A 17,022-nucleotide genomic window follows, 5' to 3' on the forward strand; every position below is an offset into this window, starting at 1 on the left:
TGGATATAGCCGTGTGGCATCGGTCCATGAAAGGAAGGCAGGAAAGGAAACGCACCGAAAAGGTGCGTTTAAAAAGCTATCAGTTTTGCGCCAGAGGATGCCAGATTTCAGTCACTGCGCCCTCTTTGCCGGTGATCGGATCGGTCTGCGGCAGTGGGACCCGCTTGATTTCCAGTAAAGCCTGGTTCATCACCTGCGGCTCATCCCGGTGGGTTTCGGGCTGCATGCCACGAGGATAAGCGCCTACGGCAAAGAAGTCTTCGCTGGCGGCCAGTTGCTGATGGCCGACGCCAGCCGGAATTAACACGGCATCACCGGCGTATACTGTGACTGCCCTGCCCGTTTCACCCCCAAATAAAATCTGTGCCCATCCGGCACTGATGCCCAGCAACTCGTGGGTATTAGGGTGATAATGGGTATAAGGGAAAACCGGGTAACGCCAGCGCGGCAGCCATTGATGGCGGGCGAAAAGATCTTCGAAGTAGCGGGCAACGTCCTCCACCTCCTGCGGAACCACCTGCGGATAAATAATCAGCGGCAGGGGATTATTAGGCACATTGCTGGCGGGCTGGAAGGTCATATATTGGGGATTGGTGGAGGTGCCCGAAGAAAAAGTCCCGGCGGCAAAGGACATCATGGCAAGCAGACTGGCTGAGTTCGGCAACATACGATGTCTCCTGGTGCTGGGAAAAGTTTGTTAATGAATTGTGGCAAATCGTGCAGAAATAGCAATGTTTGCGAAGCGCCGCAGATCACATAAAGCATTAATTTAACGGGACTTAACTCAAATGAGCCTCCCGGCATTTATGCCTGCTGAAAGCCTGGTTTTTTTGTGAGCGGATAACTGTTATAGCTGAATAAGTAAAAACTGTGTCTGCTCTGCCTTGTCTCTTTATGGTTTACTGTTCACAGTCACGAGTGAGGGATAAATAATGCATGATGTAAAACAGATTCTGCTGCGTGAGATTGACACGCTGAACCGCAATGAACAGCGGGATAACAGGCCTCGCCTGAGCTTTACCTTTCTTAAAAATCATCCCGGACTGTGGGCATCTATGTATGTCTGCTATGCGCTGACCGTGGCGCTGATCTTTACCACAGAATTCCTTGGCTGGCCTGCGTTCTGGGGCGCGACCATTTTCGTGCTGCTGATGAGCGGGCTGATGATGCTGGATGTGAATCCACGCTACCGTTTTGAAGATATCGATACGCTGGATCTTCGTGTCTGTTACAACGGAGAGTGGTATTACGATCGCACCCTCTCAGAGCAGGCCGTGCAGGATATCCTGACCAGCAGCCAGGTGGCAGAGACCGTAAAACAGGGCATTCAGAAACTGCTGTCGCTGAAAGGCAAAGTGGATTTCTACGATGTTTATCATCTGACCTGGGGCCAGAAACGCGCCTCCACCGTTTAATCTCTGCGGGCCAGCCAGGCTGGCCCTAAAGCATCTCTGCTATTAACCCACCCAGCACAGCTACCGCCGCCTCCTGCGCATCGCCCCACTCCCACGACGCATTAAAACGAAAATAGTTGGCATACTGTTCACCTGAAGAGAACATTTTGCCCGGTGCGATACTGATGTTGTGCCTCAGCGCGCGATAGTAAAGCTCGGTGGTGTTCACCTGCCGTGGCAGTTCAATCCACAGAAAGTAGCCCCCCTGCGAGTCGTTGATTCTGATTTCTGCGGGAAGATGACGCCTCAGAGAATGCCGGGCCTGATTTTTCCTCTGCTCCAGCACCATCCGCAATTTGCGCAGGTGGCTGTCATAGCTGCGGGTCATCAGGTAATTTGCCAGCGCCAGCTGCATAGGGGTGCTGGTAGAGAGGGTACTCATCAGCTGTAGTCGCTGGATTCGCTGAGCATGTTTCCCCGCCGCTACCCAGCCAACCCGAAAACCCGCCACCAGATTTTTTGAAAACGACGAGCAGTGCAGCACGCTTTGCTGCTGTTCAAAGGCTTTGGCGGGCAGCGGCTTTTCACTGCCAAAGTAAAGCTCGCTGTAAACATCATCTTCAATCAGGGTCACCTGATGCTGCGTCAGCAGCTCCACCAGCCGCTGCTTTTTGGCTCGGGAGAGCGTGTGCCCGACCGGGTTCTGCTGGTTGGTCATCATCCAGCAGGCCTTGATCGGCCAGCGCTCCAGCGCCCGCTCCAACTCATCCAGATCCAACCCGTGTTGCGGATCGGTAGCGATGGCCACGGCCTTGAGCTTGAGACGCTCAATCACCTGCAACGCCCCATAGAAACAGGGATTCTCGATAGCCACCCAGTCGCCCGGCTCGGTAACAGCCTGCATGCTGAGGTTCAGCGCCTCCATCGCACCGTTGGTGATAACGATCTCATCCGGCGACACCGAAATGCCCTGCAGGGCATACCGCTGCGCCAGCGTTTTACGCAGGGCTTCATTGCCTGGCGGCAGGTTATTCAGAGCATCGGCAGGTTTCAGCGTGTGGGAAACAGCAGAAAGGGAGCGCATCAGCTGGCGCTGAGGAAACAGCTCAGGATCGGGAAACGCCGAACCAAAGGGCAAAATACGGGGATCGCGGCAAGCCTGTAAAACATCAAAAATAAAGGCATTGATATCAACAGACTCCGCCAGTTGCACCTTCTGATGGCTCGCAGGCTGGCTGATAAATTCCGCCCGTGGGGCAACATAGTACCCCGACTGTGGACGCGACTGGATCCAACCCTGGCTTTCCAGCACCTGATAGGCGTGCATCACCGTCATCAGGCTCATGCCGCTGAGGGCGACCTGTTCGCGGAGCGAGGGCAGTTTTTGCCCCGGCAGCCAGACTTCCTGAGAAATCTGCTGCTGGAGCCGATCGATAAGCTGCTGATATTTTGCCAAAACTGTTACATATCCGGATGTAAGATTTGGCAACTATTATAGGTCGGTCAGCCTGGATTAACAGTATCCGGCCAGGGTTGAGTGGGATTCGGCTCTCTTTTCAGCGAGGGGTTTTCACTCTTTTCAGGTTCCCCTACGAAATTGCCAAGGCTGGCAACCTGATCCGGCGGGATTGGCCTTCCTAACAGATAGCCCTGCAATGAGTTACATCCCAGGCTGGTGAGGAAAGATTGCTGCTCCTCGGTTTCCACCCCTTCAGCCACCACCTTAAGGTTAAGGGTCTGAGCCAGCGCAACGATAGCGGTGACGATGGTGGCATCCTCACTCTTCGCCTGCAGCTCATTAACAAAGGCGCGGTCTATTTTCAGCTCGCTGGCCGGAAGACGTTTCAGGTAGAGCAGGCTGGAATAACCGGTCCCGAAATCGTCAATGGAAGCCTTCACGCCCAGTTCCGTCAGCTGCGTCAGGATACGGATACTTTCATCCGGATCGCGCATCGCGGTGGTTTCGGTCACTTCCAGCGTCAGTAATTCAGCCGGGATATGGTGCGTTTTCAGAGCGTTAACCACGGTTTCAACCAGCCCCTGCTGCTCGAATTGCAGGGCAGAGAGGTTGACCGCAATCGACCACTGCGGATTCCCCTGAAGGTGCCAGATGCGCAGCTGACGGCAGGCTTCGTTGATCACCCAGTTACCGATGCTGACTATCAGCCCGGTTTTTTCTGCCAGCGGCAGGAACACATCCGGCGCCAGCAGGCCACGCAGAGGATGTTCCCAGCGGATCAGCGCTTCAAAACCGAGAATGGGGCCCTGGGGTGCGCAGAACTTTGGCTGGTAGAACAGGCGGAGTTCTTCATGCTCCTGAGCCAGCCAGAGATCGTTAATCAGCTGCAGCTGGTTCTGGGCAATGGTGTTCATTGACGGCTGGAAGAAGTTATAGCCGTTGCGTCCATTATTTTTGGTGTGGTACATCGCGGCATCGGCGTTAAACATCAGCTCGCGTTCATCCTCCCCATCACCAGGGTAGACGGTAATGCCGATACTCAGCGACACCATCAGCTCATAGCGGGAGATGTCGAAAGGCTGGTCGATAGCTTTGACCAGCATATCGGCCACCGACGCCGCATCGTTAGGCTCGCTGATTTCCAACAGCAGAACAAATTCATCGCCACCCAATCTTGCCAGGGTGTGGTGACCTTTCAGCAGGTTTTGCATTCTGTCGGTGACGGCGACCAGCAGATTGTCACCAATATGGTGGCCAAAGGCGTCGTTAACCGCCTTGAAACCGTCGAGATCCATAAACATCAGCGCAAAGGAGTTCCCTTCACGCATCGCTTTATTCATCGCCTGATCGAGACGGTCCTCCAGCAGGATACGGTTAGGTAAACGGGTCAGGTTGTCGTGCAGCGCAAGCTGGGCCAGCTCACGGTTTGCATCGGCAAGGGAGGAGGCCAGTACGGATGTACGCGCCTGAAGGCGGGCATCCAGCGTGGAAACCACCAGCGTAATGCCGAGGATGGAGAGTGTGACCACGACGACCAGTACCGCCAGCCAGTTGCTGTTGACGCCCATATGGGTCGCGTGGCTGCTCATCGGGAACGTTGCTGCCGCCATGCCGGTATAGTGCATCCCGGCGATAGCTGCGCCCATCAGCGTGGCCGCACCGGCACGCAACAGGGCCAGCCTGCCTTCTCCCTGCCGCAGGTTGAATGCCAGCCACAGGGCCGCCGTTGACGCCCCCAGCGCGATCGCTACCGAAAGGATGATCCAGTTCCAGTCCCAGACAATACCCGGCTCAAATATCAGCGCCGCCATACCGGTGTAGTGCATGGCCACCACGCCACCGCCCAGCACCAGAGCACCCGTCATCAGCCTGTGAAGCGGCAACGCCTCATGGCAAACAATCCACAGAGCAAAGATGGAGGACGCCACGGCGATCGCCATCGACAACACGGTCAGCGTGGGATCGTAGCTCATCTCCATTGCCAGACTCATCGCCAGCATGCCGATAAAGTGCATGGACCAGATGCCCACGCCCATGGCAAAACCACCGCCAAACAGCCAGACCTTAGCCACCCGCCCAGTGGAGGTGGCCACCCTGCCCGCCATATCCAGCGCAGTATAAGAAGCCAGCACGGCCACAAAAATGGAAACGATGACCAGTAGCTGGTCGTAGGAGCTCATAAGCATAGGAAAATCTCTGATGCTGAAGCCATTTCTGGCGCCGTGTAGTTAAACAAAATTGTTGAAATAACCCGTCGTAAACGGTCACGGTATCGGCTAAAAACCAGGCAACTTTATGCCTGAAAAAATAAACCTGTTATTAGCCGTAAAATAATTCAGGCCCTGTTTTGATATCACCATAATTTATCGGGTTAATAACTACAAAAATCGTGGTGGTGAACATAGCACCGGCTGTTTTTTTTGCGAAGCCCTAAATAAGAAAACTCCCATTTTTTCTGGCGCACCAGATGGTGTAAGGGCTGACAAAGAGAGACAGGTCAGTTTGAAAAATCATAAGCTTTATTTTTACGTTTCGCTTCGCAGCAAGTACCATGCTGATCTATAGTAAAGAAAAATAAGACAAAGTCGTTAATTCAAATGCCTGGCGCGCTGGCACCGGACATTTATTGTGATGGCGATCAATAAATTTTATTGGCGCGATTAGCATCAGTTATATTAATTTTTTACCAGGCGAAAAAGCATGTTCATCAGTCTAATCAGTAAGGAATGGTTATGAAAATGAAGCTTTTTCTGCTGGGCTGTGGCCTTAGCCTCAGCGTAGTTTCTTCCGGCTTTGCCGCCACCACGACGGGAACCATGAACGCAAGACTGGTACTCACCACCGGTTGCCTGGTTAACGGACAGTCCGCCACTACCGGGGTTAACTTCGGTACCCTGGACTTTGGTAGTAGCGCAGCGACTTTCGATACCCTGAATGCGACCCTGGTCGGTTCGCTGGGCAACGGGATCTTCGTCCGTTGCACCACCGGCCAGACCTATAATGTTCAGCTCACCAGCAGTAACGCTGCACCGGGCACCGTGTTTGGCGCCGTGACGGCACAACCTCGCTATCTGGTTCTGGGTAGTGATGCCACGCAGGGGATCGCTTACACCCTGTACGGCACAACGTCCTACACCACGCCAATCGCTAACAATACTGACCTGACCAGCACCGGGACTACCGATCCGGTGAATGGCGACAACTATCCGATTTATGGCCGTATCACTGGCGGTGGCTTTAACGCCGCCATCCCGGCAGGCACCTATACGGATACCATCAACGTTGCCGTAAATTACTGAATGTAAAGAAAGGGAAAGCACCGTGCCGGAGTGGGTAATGCGACGGGGAGGCCTGATGTGCCTGACGTTGCTGATTTTCAGCAGCCGCGGCTGGTCATTGCCCACTCAGACTTTTCAGGTCACGGCTTCCGTGGTTAATGGCTGCGTCATTTCGGGAACCAACACCGGTATCTTTGGCTCGCTGGATTTTGGTACGCAACCGGGCGTGGGGAGCAGGTCCGCAAGCGCCAGCTTTGTTCAGAGCTCAACCATCAATCTGGCCTGTACGCCCGGCACCACGCTGAATATGAGTATTAACGGTGGCAGCAATTATGGTACCAGCCGTAATCTCAAGGTGGCGAACAATACCAATCTGGTGGCCTATACGCTCTATACCAGCGCCAGTCACAGCGCCTCGAGCGCAATACCGGTGAATCAGAACGTGGCGCTGACTTACAGCAACGCAAATAACATTACCCTGCCTGTTTATGGGCTTCTGCAGCTCAGCGGAGTCAACCGGGCCGGGACTTACAGCGACACGCTGACCGTGACGCTGAGTTGGTAAAACAGGGATCAGAAGGACAGAATTATGAAGATGCTACGACTTTTCGGCCTGCTGTTCAGCTTCGTGGGCAGCGCCCTGGTGGCGCCGGTCTGGGCAGGCAATTCGGTACTCATCTGGCCTATAGACCCCAAAATCTCCAGCGGCGATAAAGCCACGGAGCTGTGGCTTGAGAACCGGGGAGAAGCCACCACGCTGATGCAGGTCAGGGTTTTCACCTGGGAACAGGTAGCAGGCAAAGAGCAGTATCAGACCCAGCAAACCGTGGTAGCCAGCCCGCCGCTGGTACGGATTGAACCAGGTCAGAAGCAGCTGGTTCGTCTGATCAATCAGACTCCACCTCCAGCCGGGCAGGAAGTGGCCTACCGCGTTTTACTGGATGAAATTCCCACACCGCAAACGCCAGGCAAGGATCAGGCTGGTCTGAATTTCCAGATGCGCTACTCGGTGCCGCTGTTTACCTACGGTCAGGGTCTGGAAGCCGGTAATGCCAGCCCCAAACTCAGCTGGGGCATCACGGAACAGGCGGGTAAACCCGCCATAAAGATCACCAACAGCGGCAATGGCCATGCCAGATTGAGTAAAGTGTCGTTGGGTGGCCGGGTGCTCTCCGGTAGCCTGTTTGGCTATGTGCTGGCTCACTCCAGCAATACTTTCCCTCTCAATTTCCCGGCTTCCAACCGTTCTGAACTGAGCGCGCAGCTGGAAAATAATAAAAGCTGGCGTAGCACCGGTTCTTCTCAGTAGCCGATGAGCAGGCGAGGCTTTGCGTCATTAGGACGCTGCTCCCTGGCCATTACTGGCGTAGTCAGTTGCCTGTTCCCAGTAACCGGCGACGCGGAAACCTATTCCTCTTTGCCGCCACCTCCGCAGCAGAACGCCGCAGGAACGCAGAATCAGCAATATATGTTGGGGCTGGTGGTCAATGACCAGGACAGCAGGCAGGTGGTGCCTGTTGAGTTCCGCAATGACCACTACTTAATAAGGGCAGGCGATTTGCAACGGGCAGGGATCCCCACAGCCAGAATCACCTCTTCGATGATGGACGTCTCTGCTATGCCGGGCGTGAAGGCCGAATACGATCGTCCCCGCCAGCGCATCCTGCTTACCGTGCCTCCCGCCTGGTTACCGAAACAGACCCTGAACAGCGCGGAGAACAATGGTCCGCGCTATCCGGGGAGAACCACGCCCGGCGCGCTGTTTAATTACGATCTCTACACCAGCCACACCTCCGCCAGCGGTACCCGCCTCTCTGCCTGGAATGAGTTCCGGCTGTTTGGCTCACAGGGGCAGTTCGCCACCAACGGCGTGTATCAGGAGCAGCTGTCGGGCATGCCAGGCGCTCAGGATCAAGGCTACCTGCGCTACGATACCTGGTGGAGTAATCAGAATGAAAATCGCTCGCTGAGCTGGCGGGTGGGTGACCTGGTAACGGACTCGCTCTCCTGGAGTAACAGCGTAAGGCTGGGCGGGGTGCAGATTGGGCGGGATTTCTCGGTACGTCCCGATCTCGTTACCTATCCCCTGCCCTCTTTTTCCGGCCAGGCCGCCGTGCCTTCCACGGTAGACCTGTTCGTTAACGGCTATAAAAACAGTACCAATAACGTTCAGCCTGGCCCCTGGTCCCTGACCAACATGCCCTTTGTTAACGGGGCGGGCAGCGCGGTGGTGGTGACCACGGATGCGGTGGGCCGTCGCGTGACCACCACTCTGCCTTTTTACGTCTCCAGCAATTTACTGAAGCCGGGGCTGTCCGACTTCTCCTTCTCTGCCGGTGCGCTGCGTGAAAACTACGGTATAAAGAATTTCGATTACGGTGCGGCGGCGGTCAGCGGCTCATATCGCTATGGTCTGAATGACTGGCTGACGCTGGAGAGTCACGCTGAAGGGGCTGAATCTCTTGCTCTGGGCGGCGCTGGTGGGCAGATAAGAGTGGGATCCCTGGGAGTGGTGAATGCCGCGCTGACCCAGAGCCAGATGGACGGCAGGCAGGGGAATCAGTACAGCTGGGGTTATCAGTACAACAACAGCCGTTTCAGCATAGGAACGCAACATATCGTCCGTTCGGCGGGGTTTGGCAACCTGGCCCTGTACGGTGACCGCAACAGTGGCGTGGCCGGTACGGAATACACCCTCAGCCGTCGCAGCGCCCAGTACAGCGCCAGCCTGTCGCTGAATCAGTACGGTAGCCTGGGGGCAGCTTTTATCGATATCACCAGCGGCACCGGCGATCGCACCCAACTGTGGAACCTCTCCTGGAGTAAAAATCTTTGGGGGAACAGCAGTCTGTATCTTTCGGCCAGCCGCGATCAGCAACAGGGCGAATGGTCTGGTGCCCTCTCTTTGCTGATCCCCTTCAGCGATCTGGGGAGTGCCAGCGTCAGTATGGAACGCGATCAGCAGGGCGGCACCACGCAGCGCCTCTCCGCCTCGCGCGCCATGCCTTCTCAGGGCGGCCTCTCCTGGGATGCCTCCTGGGCTAACCAGAGCAGCGGCAGCGATTACCGCCAGGGCAGCCTGAACTGGCGTAATGCCCATTTTGAAACCTCGGCTGGCTTCTATGGTGACGATGAATACAGCACTGAGTGGGCAGATTTAACCGGCTCGGTGGTGCTGATGGATGGCAGCCTGTTTGCCGCCAATCAGGTCAATGACGCCTTTGTGCTGGTAAAAACCGATTACCCCAACATCAAGGTTCGCTATGAAAACCAGCTGATGGGGCAAACGGATGATGACGGCTACCTGCTCGTGCCGGGCATCAGCTCTTATTACCCGGCAAAATATGATATTGATACCCTGGACCTGCCAGCGGATATGACCACCTCCCACGTTGAGCAACGCTTTGCGGTGAAACGCGACAGTGGCTACCTGCTGCACTTCCCGGTGGAACCTCTGCGCGCTGCCAGCGTCATTCTGCACGATCGGAATGGCGATCCTCTGCCTGTTTCCTCGCAGATTATCCGCGAGGGCCAGGCGACCGAATATGTTGGCTGGGATGGGATTGCCTGGATGGAAAACCTCACTACGGAGAATCCGTTCAGAGTCGAAACGCCGGATGGCCGCCAGTGTGAGGCGGTGCTCACCGTGCCAGGTGGCCGCCCTAAATCGCTTGAGACATTTGGTCCGCTGACCTGCTCACTCTCTTCAGCCCCCTCTTCAGGAACTTCACCATGAAAAAGCTGCTGTCCGGCCTGCTGTTTATTTTTCTGATGGCCTGCGCCTTGCCGGGCTGGGCCGCCTGTACGCTGCCTTCATCAACGGCCAGTTTTGGCACGGTGAGTTCCTTTACGATAAATACCACTGCCAGCGCAGTAACCGCGAACGTCAACGTTAACTGCGGCGCCGGCAGCATTCTGTCGCTGCTATCGACCGACTTTATCAGGCTCCAGTTAGCCAGCGCCACCTACACCAGTGGAACAAGAGGCGCGCTGAAAACCGGCACGGCCAGCACCGATGCTATTCCGCTCAGAGTCTGCAGGGATGCTGCCTGCGCGACCGAACTGACGGTAGGCGGCACTGCAACCACTTACAGTCAGGCACAGTTGCTGAACCTGCTGGGGTTGGGAGGAGGCCAAAACTTCGCCCTTCCTCTCTACCTGAGCACGCTAACGGGACAGGTTGTTGCCGCAGGCACCTATACGGTCACGCTGAATATTCTGGTGAACTACAGCATTTGTACCGGCATCGGTGCCCTGGGGTTGTGTCTGCTTGGCGATCAGCAGACCGGTTCCGGCACTATCCCGATCACCACTACCCTGATTGTCACCAATGACTGCACCACCATTACCTCACCGGATATCAGCTTTGGCAGCGCTCCGCTGGTCAGCAGCTTCAACACGGTTTCACAGTCCATCAATGTGATTTGCACCAAAGGCAGCACTTACACGGTAGGGATGAGCAATGGCAACCATGCGGTGGGTGCGCAACGCTATATGACCAGCGGCAGCAATCAGCTGGCCTATGAGATTTATAAAAATGCCACCACGACCCGCTGGGGACCAACCGGGACCGACAGGGTCTCCAGTACGGGCGCCAACAGCATCAGTACAGATGGCCTGACGCGAACCTTTAACTACACCGCTAAAATTCTGACCACACAAAGCACCCCGGTGGCGGGCAGCTACAGCGACAGCGTGGTAATAGATTTGTCGTTTTAAACACATTGTTAATTATTTGTTACTAATCAACAGCGAAGCCGCGGGGAGTAAGGTGATCACCATCACATTAAATCCTCTCCCCGCAGGCTAAAACGGAAGAAAACCCATAAGGATGCTGTATGAATGCTGTAACTTCTCCTGCCACTCCCTCAAAGAAACCTCAGGGTAATGCCAGAACCATATTCAATGTGACCAGCGGTAACTTCCTGGAAATGTTCGATTTCATGGTGTTTGGCTATTATGCCACGGCTATTGCTAAAACCTTTTTCCTGGCGATGATCCTTTCGCATCGCTGATGCTTACGCTGATGACTTTTGGCGCCGGTTTCCTGATGCGCCCGCTGGGCGCCATCGTGCTGGGATCCTATATTGATCATCATGGCCGTCGCAAAGGACTGTTGCTGACGCTGGGGCTGATGGCGATCGGCACACTGACCATCGCCGTGGTGCCCGGTTACAACACTCTGGGGGCGGCTGCGCCCATCCTGATCCTGCTTGGACGTCTGCTGCAGGGCTTCTCAGCCGGCGTGGAACTGGGGGGCGTGTCGGTCTATCTCGCGGAGATCGCCCCCAAAAACCGTAAAGGTTTTTTTGTCAGCTGGCAGTCTGGTAGCCAGCAGGTAGCGGTAATTTTCGCGGCCCTGTTGGGGCTGGGGCTGAATCACCTGCTGGCTAAAGAGCAGGTGACCGAATGGGGCTGGCGTATCCCGTTTGTGATCGGCTGTATGATTGTGCCGTTCCTGTTCTGGATCCGTAGCATGCTGGAAGAGACTGAAGCGTTCAGCCAGCGCAAAGTGCATCCTTCAATGAAGCAGATTGTCCGCTCCGTTGCCAGCAACTGGGCGCTGGTGCTGGCCGGAATGCTGATGGTGGTTACCACTACCGTGATGTTTTATATGATCACCGCCTTTACCCCCACCTTTGGTAAAACCGTACTGATGATGAGCGATAAAGAGAGCTTTTTCGTCACGCTGTGCGTCGGGATTTCCAACCTGATTTGGCTGCCGGTGATGGGCGCGGTCTCTGACCGCTTTGGCCGTCGCCCGCTGCTGATTCTTTTTACCCTGTTGATGATTGCCACCGCGTGGCCGGTGCTGCACTGGCTGGTAGGCTCCCCTACCTTCTCTCATCTGCTGGAAGCCGAACTCTGGCTCTCATTCCTGTATGCCAGCTACAACGGGGCGATGGTGGTTTACCTTGCCGAAGTGATGCCTGCCGAAGTCCGCGCTACCGGCTTCTCACTGGCTTACAGTCTGGCAACCGCTCTGTTCGGCGGATTTACACCGGCGATCTCAAGCTACCTGATCCATGCCACTGGCGATAAAGCGATGCCCGGTATCTGGCTGACCTTCGCCGCGGTCTGCGGCCTGATCGGCACAATGATAATCAAGCGTCTGATTGGTCAGTATCAGGCGAAACAGAGCGCTGAACCGGCAGCGCAGATGTAATAAAAAAGGGGCTGACGTTTGCACGTCAGCCCCTTTTTTTCACCGCCGCGTTACTTCCCGGCGCTTTCCATTCCCATCAGACCAATCTTCAGATAACCCGCCTGACGTAATTTATCCATTACGCCCATCAGCGTTTCATAATCCACAGACTTATCCGCCTGGAAGAAAATGGTGGTCTCTTTATTGCCTTCTGTCTGGCCATTCAGCGCATCCAGCAGGCTTTCCGGCGTCACTGCATTGTTGCCAATAAACAGCTGTTTGTCCGCCTTGATAGAGAGGTAGACCGGTTTTTCCGGGCGCGGTTGAGGCGCGCTGGTGGAAGCAGGGAGGTTAACGCGTACGTCAACGGTAGCCAGCGGCGCGGCGACCATAAAGATAATCAGCAGCACCAGCATCACGTCAATAAACGGCGTGACGTTGATTTCGTGCATTTCGCCGTTGCTTTCGAGATCTTCATTCAATCGCATAGCCATGGTGCTTATCCTACCCGCAGTTTCTGAGCCGGTGCAGCGCGGTGCGTTGCACCACTGGCGGCCAGATCCAGATCGCGGCTTTGCAGCAGCATAATCTGGGCCGCCACATCGCCCATTGAGGCTTTGTAATTACCAATCATGCGGGCAAAGACGTTGTAGATCACCACGGCAGGAATAGCGGCAACCAGGCCAATAGCGGTTGCCAGCAGGGCTTCAGCAATGCCCGGTGCCACCACGGCCAGATTGGTGGTCTGCGTCTGGGCAATCCCGATGAAGCTGTTCATGATGCCCCAGACCGTGCCGAACAGTCCGACGAACGGGGCAATCGCGCCGATGGTCGCCAGGAAACCATTGCCACGACCGGCATGACGGCTGAAGAAAGCCACGCGGCGTTCAAGACGGAAAGCGGTACGCTCTTTAATGCCGTCATTGTCGTCAGACCCCTGAGAGAGCGCCAGCTCATCTTCCGCTTCTTTCAGCAGGTAAGTGGTCAGACTTTTATCCTGGAAGGAAGTGCAGGTCTCCGCTGCCTCTTTCAGAGAGCGTGCGCCAGACAGTGCCTGCTGTTCACGTTTGAGGCGGCGTTTGGCCGAGCTCAGTTCAATACTCTTGCTGAAGAAAATCGCCCAGGTCACGACCGATGCCAGCAGCAAACCGATCATAACCACTTTCACCACTATGTCCGCATGCTGGTACATGCCCCAGACAGAAAGATCCGTCTGCATCAAATCATTCGCCACGCTGTGTCTCCAACGTCATTAACGGGTAAAAAAAGCCAGTGCGTATCGTACCAAATCAGAGGTGAATTGATAGTGGTTATCATTACTATTTACTTTACGGGTGACATTTTTTGCACACTTTGCTGATTTACCTCATCTCAGCCACCTTTTAGCTGAATCTTTCTCACTCTGTTGTTTGCTGAATTTCACCCTGGCGTTTGACGTGTTAACGTTAACAAAGACCAGACATTTGCAAACAGAGCACTCTGATGACAAGTAAAAAAATTGAAACGGCGCTGATAGCGGCCGGACGCAGCAAACGTTACACCCTGGGATCGGTTAACAGCGTGATTCAACGCGCCTCCTCACTGGTTTTTGACAGCGTGGCTGAAAAGAAACGCTGCACGGCAGGCCGGGCCGATGGCGAACTATTTTATGGTCGTCGTGGCACGCTGACCCATTTCTCGTTGCAGGAAGCGATGACGGAGCTGGAAGGCGGCGCAGGTTGCGTGCTCTACCCTTGCGGTGCGGCAGCCGTGGCAAATGCGATCCTGTCATTTGTCTCCGCCGGTGATAACGTACTGATGGCCGGGTCGGTTTACGAACCTACGCAGGACTTCTGCACCAAAATTCTCAGCAAAATGAACGTCTCCACCACCTGGTTTGATCACTGTCTGGGCGCAGAGATTGCTGAACAGGTGCAGCCGAATACCAAAGTGGTGTTCCTGGAATCACCGGCTTCCATCACTATGGAAGTTCAGGATATCCCGGCGATCGTTGCTGCCGTGCGCGGTAAAGCGCCCGAAGCGATTATCATGATTGATAATACCTGGGCCGCAGGGATCCTCTTCCGGGCGCTGGATTTTGATATTGATATCTCTATTCAGGCGGGCACTAAATATCTGATTGGCCACTCGGATGCGATGATTGGCACCGCCGTCGCCAATGCGCGCTGCTGGGCACAGCTCCGTGAAAACTCCTATCTGATGGGGCAGATGGTCGATGCGGATACCGCTTATATGGCAAGCCGTGGGCTGAGAACGCTGGCAGTGCGTTTGCGCCAGCATGAGGAGAGCAGCATCAAAATCGCCCACTGGCTGGCGGAGCGTCCTGAAGTTGCCGTCGTTAATCATCCCGCCTTGCCGCAGTGCAAAGGGCACGAGTTCTGGCAGCGGGATTTCACCGGCAGCAGCGGCCTCTTCTCCTTTGTGCTGAAGGCGCGTCTGAGCGATAAGCAACTGGCTGATTATCTCGACCACTTTGCCCACTTCAGCATGGCCTACTCCTGGGGCGGCTTCGAGTCGCTGATCCTGGCTAATCAGCCGGAAGAGCTGGCAGCCATTCGTCCGGCAACCGGCGTGGATTTCACCGGAACGTTAGTGCGGGTCCATATTGGTCTGGAAAATGTTGAGGATCTGATTGAGGATCTGGCGGCCGGCTTTGACCGTCTGGGTGCCTGAGGCCCGGAATACTCAACAAAAGCTCAACGGCACCCTGGCCGCGGATGCGATCAAGGTATGTTGGGCTGTTTGCAGGTACAATTGATCACTTCATGCAGTAAACAGGAAATGAAATGGGTGTTCTCCATGAGATTGTTCAGGCGCTGTGGCATCAGGATTTTGCCGCGCTGGCCAATCCGGATGTGATTTGGATTGTCTACGGCATTATGTTTACCACCCTTTTGCTGGAAAACGGCCTGCTGCCCGCCTCTTTCCTCCCCGGCGACAGCCTGCTGTTACTGGCGGGGGCGATGATTGCCAAAGGGGTAATGGAGTTTATCCCGACGATGGCGATCCTTACGCTGGCAGCCAGCCTGGGATGCTGGATGAGCTATCTGCAGGGCCGGTGGTTGGGAAACACCAAAATGGTGAAAAGCTGGCTGATGCACTTACCCGCACAGTATCACCAGCGCGCCTGGAACCTGTTTCACCGGCACGGTTTAATGGCGTTACTGGTAGGGCGTTTTCTGGCATTTGTCCGCACTATTCTGCCAACAATGGCCGGTATTTCAGGTTTAAAAAATGGACGTTTCCAGCTGTTCAACTGGCTGAGTGGCCTGTTATGGGTGGGGATTCTGATCTCACTGGGTTATGCCATCAGCCAGGTGCCGTTTATCAAGCGTCATGAAGATCAGGTGATGGCCATTCTGATGATCCTGCCGCTGGTCCTGCTCTGTGCCGGGCTGCTGGGCAGTATCATGCTGGTAATCCGCCGCAAAAAATCATCTTAGACTCTCCGGCTCCAGACGGCTGACCAGGCCCGAAGCGAGGGGAGCCTGTGCCTTGAACAAAGCATCACGGGCCCTGGACGGCCCGTACTGAGCTGCCACGGACGGCGCTTTTTGCCTCTTTGTAAGAGGCACAGCCTCCCTGAGCCTGCACTGGACTCTCCGGCCTTTTCTCTTATTCAGCCTGCCGCATTCGCATCGCCTCTTCACCTGGCGTCACCCCGAAGTAGCGTTTAAATTCGCGTGAGAACTGGGACGCACTTTCATAACCTACCCGCATGGCCGCAGCGCTGGCCTTCAGCCCTTCGTGCAGCATCAGCATCCGGGCCTGATGCAGGCGATAACTTTTCAGGTACTGCAAAGGGGAGGTGCTGGTGACCGCTTTAAAGTTATGGTGGAAGGCGGAGACGCTCATATTCACTTCTGCAGCCAGCAGATCGACGCTCAGGTTATCGGTGTAATGGTGCTCAATACGTCGCAACGCACGGGCAATCTGACTGAATTGCGTCTGGCGGCTGACCAGCGCCAGCAAGGCACCACCGCAAGGCCCCATCAGCACATGATAAAGGATCTCCCGGACAATCTGTGGCCCCAGCACGCGGGCATCCCTGGGGCTGGCCAGCACATCCAGCAGACGCTCAGCGGCACACAGCATCTCTTCCGTTAGTGGCGAGGAGTGAATACCCCGGGTCTGAGGTTCGGGATGGAAGCTGTCATCGTCACCAATATCGATCAGCAGATCCTGCAATTTCACCGGGTCCACATTCAGCAATATCCCTGCCAGCGGCGCTTCAGATGTGGCGAAGGTTTCACACTCCACCGACAACGGCACGGTCAGCATCAGGTACTCTGTGGCGTCATAATGAAAAACATTATTGCCCAGATAGCCGGTTTTCCGCCCCTGAAAGAGAATAACGATGCCGGAGGAGTAAAGTACCGGTGTCCGGCCGCTGGGTTTATCTGCGTAGATCAGGCGAACATCGGGCAGGGAAGCCAGAGGCGAGGCCCCGGAGGTGACCAGGTGGACGACCTGCCTGGCCAGCTGAGTACAAAGCGTGTTGCGGTCCATAGACAATTCTTACCTTCAGAAGATTCCCGGTAGCATCATGCGGGAATCCTTACTTATTCTCCAGACGTTTGGAGGATCAGGCAATAATGTGGCAGAAATGTGTATTGAGTCCCCTTCCCGCCACGGACAGAATGAAAGGATGTGTAAAACCTGGCGATCCTGACAAGATTTATCGGGACGCACGTTTTTCTCAGCTAGACTTAACATCACTAACCGGCGCAGAGGCGCCGGTTCATC

14 protein-coding genes and 1 pseudogene are annotated in these 17,022 nt (G+C 55.3%); 9 read left to right on the plus strand and 6 right to left on the minus strand.

All coding sequences use genetic code 11. From position 1 onward, the window contains the following. Positions 1-79: 79 nt before the first annotated feature. Positions 80-667 (minus strand): hypothetical protein, encoded by a 588-nt coding sequence (locus VRC33_RS19030; protein ID WP_338558306.1) that lies wholly within the window; start codon positions 665-667, stop codon positions 80-82. A 265-nt stretch (positions 668-932) separates the two neighbouring features. Here VRC33_RS19030 and VRC33_RS19035 point away from each other — a divergent pair, with 265 nt between their 5' ends. Next, positions 933-1,415 carry a YlaC family protein gene (locus VRC33_RS19035; protein WP_338558309.1) on the plus strand — a complete coding sequence of 161 codons (483 nt, stop codon included), beginning with the start codon at positions 933-935 and terminating at the stop codon, positions 1,413-1,415. Between the two features lie 25 nt (positions 1,416-1,440). Here the strand turns inward: VRC33_RS19035 and VRC33_RS19040 are convergent, their stop codons facing one another. Both VRC33_RS19040 and VRC33_RS19045 read right to left on the minus strand, forming a co-directional pair. Then, complete coding sequence (locus VRC33_RS19040) at positions 1,441-2,850, minus strand: PLP-dependent aminotransferase family protein (RefSeq protein ID WP_338558311.1); 1,410 nt, start codon at positions 2,848-2,850, stop codon at positions 1,441-1,443. 47 nt (positions 2,851-2,897) lie between these two features. Beyond that, the gene (locus VRC33_RS19045; RefSeq protein ID WP_338558313.1) at positions 2,898-5,039 is read right to left on the minus strand and encodes an EAL domain-containing protein; all 2,142 of its coding nucleotides are present in this window, start codon (positions 5,037-5,039) and stop codon (positions 2,898-2,900) included. A 546-nt stretch (positions 5,040-5,585) separates the two neighbouring features. Here VRC33_RS19045 and VRC33_RS19050 point away from each other — a divergent pair. The 6 genes and pseudogenes from VRC33_RS19050 (at position 5,586) to VRC33_RS19075 (ending at position 12,297) form a co-directional block, all read left to right on the plus strand. Next, positions 5,586-6,152, plus strand: a complete 567-nt coding sequence (locus VRC33_RS19050; protein ID WP_338558315.1) for a spore coat protein U domain-containing protein — start codon at positions 5,586-5,588, stop codon at positions 6,150-6,152. 37 nt (positions 6,153-6,189) lie between these two features. Then, positions 6,190-6,696 (plus strand): spore coat U domain-containing protein, encoded by a 507-nt coding sequence (locus VRC33_RS19055; RefSeq protein WP_338558317.1) that lies wholly within the window; start codon positions 6,190-6,192, stop codon positions 6,694-6,696. A 30-nt stretch (positions 6,697-6,726) separates the two neighbouring features. Continuing rightward, the gene (locus VRC33_RS19060; RefSeq protein ID WP_338564367.1) at positions 6,727-7,440 is read left to right on the plus strand and encodes a molecular chaperone; all 714 of its coding nucleotides are present in this window, start codon (positions 6,727-6,729) and stop codon (positions 7,438-7,440) included. A 3-nt stretch (positions 7,441-7,443) separates the two neighbouring features. Beyond that, entirely contained in the window at positions 7,444-9,867 is a 2,424-nt protein-coding gene (locus tag VRC33_RS19065; protein ID WP_338558319.1) for a fimbria/pilus outer membrane usher protein, read from the plus strand. Beyond that, positions 9,864-10,850 (plus strand): spore coat U domain-containing protein, encoded by a 987-nt coding sequence (locus VRC33_RS19070; RefSeq protein ID WP_338558321.1) that lies wholly within the window; start codon positions 9,864-9,866, stop codon positions 10,848-10,850. Before VRC33_RS19065 ends, VRC33_RS19070 begins: the two co-directional genes overlap by 4 nt. 119 nt (positions 10,851-10,969) lie before the next feature. After that, positions 10,970-12,297: pseudogene (locus VRC33_RS19075) on the plus strand (MFS transporter). A 50-nt stretch (positions 12,298-12,347) separates the two neighbouring features. On the opposite strand, the gene exbD reads toward VRC33_RS19075, so the two are convergent. Then, positions 12,348-12,770, minus strand: coding sequence for a TonB system transport protein ExbD (gene exbD, locus VRC33_RS19080; RefSeq protein ID WP_338558323.1), 423 nt, complete (start codon positions 12,768-12,770; stop codon positions 12,348-12,350). Between the two features lie 5 nt (positions 12,771-12,775). After that, positions 12,776-13,510: a tol-pal system-associated acyl-CoA thioesterase gene (gene exbB, locus VRC33_RS19085; protein ID WP_338558325.1), complete on the minus strand. Its 735-nt coding sequence runs from the start codon at positions 13,508-13,510 to the stop codon at positions 12,776-12,778. A 248-nt stretch (positions 13,511-13,758) separates the two neighbouring features. Here exbB and metC point away from each other — a divergent pair, with 248 nt between their 5' ends. Both metC and VRC33_RS19095 read left to right on the plus strand, forming a co-directional pair. Next, positions 13,759-14,949, plus strand: a complete 1,191-nt coding sequence (gene metC, locus VRC33_RS19090) for a cystathionine beta-lyase (protein ID WP_338558327.1) — start codon at positions 13,759-13,761, stop codon at positions 14,947-14,949. A gap of 113 nt (positions 14,950-15,062) precedes the next feature. Beyond that, the gene (locus tag VRC33_RS19095; protein WP_338558330.1) at positions 15,063-15,719 is read left to right on the plus strand and encodes a DedA family protein; all 657 of its coding nucleotides are present in this window, start codon (positions 15,063-15,065) and stop codon (positions 15,717-15,719) included. Between the two features lie 172 nt (positions 15,720-15,891). On the opposite strand, the gene VRC33_RS19100 is transcribed toward VRC33_RS19095, so the two are convergent. Then, complete coding sequence (locus VRC33_RS19100) at positions 15,892-16,785, minus strand: AraC family transcriptional regulator (protein WP_338558332.1); 894 nt, start codon at positions 16,783-16,785, stop codon at positions 15,892-15,894. Between the last annotated feature and the right edge of the window lie 237 nt (positions 16,786-17,022).

It is taken from the genome of Erwinia sp. E_sp_B01_1 (genome assembly GCF_036865545.1).
Taxonomy (GTDB): domain Bacteria; phylum Pseudomonadota; class Gammaproteobacteria; order Enterobacterales; family Enterobacteriaceae; genus Erwinia.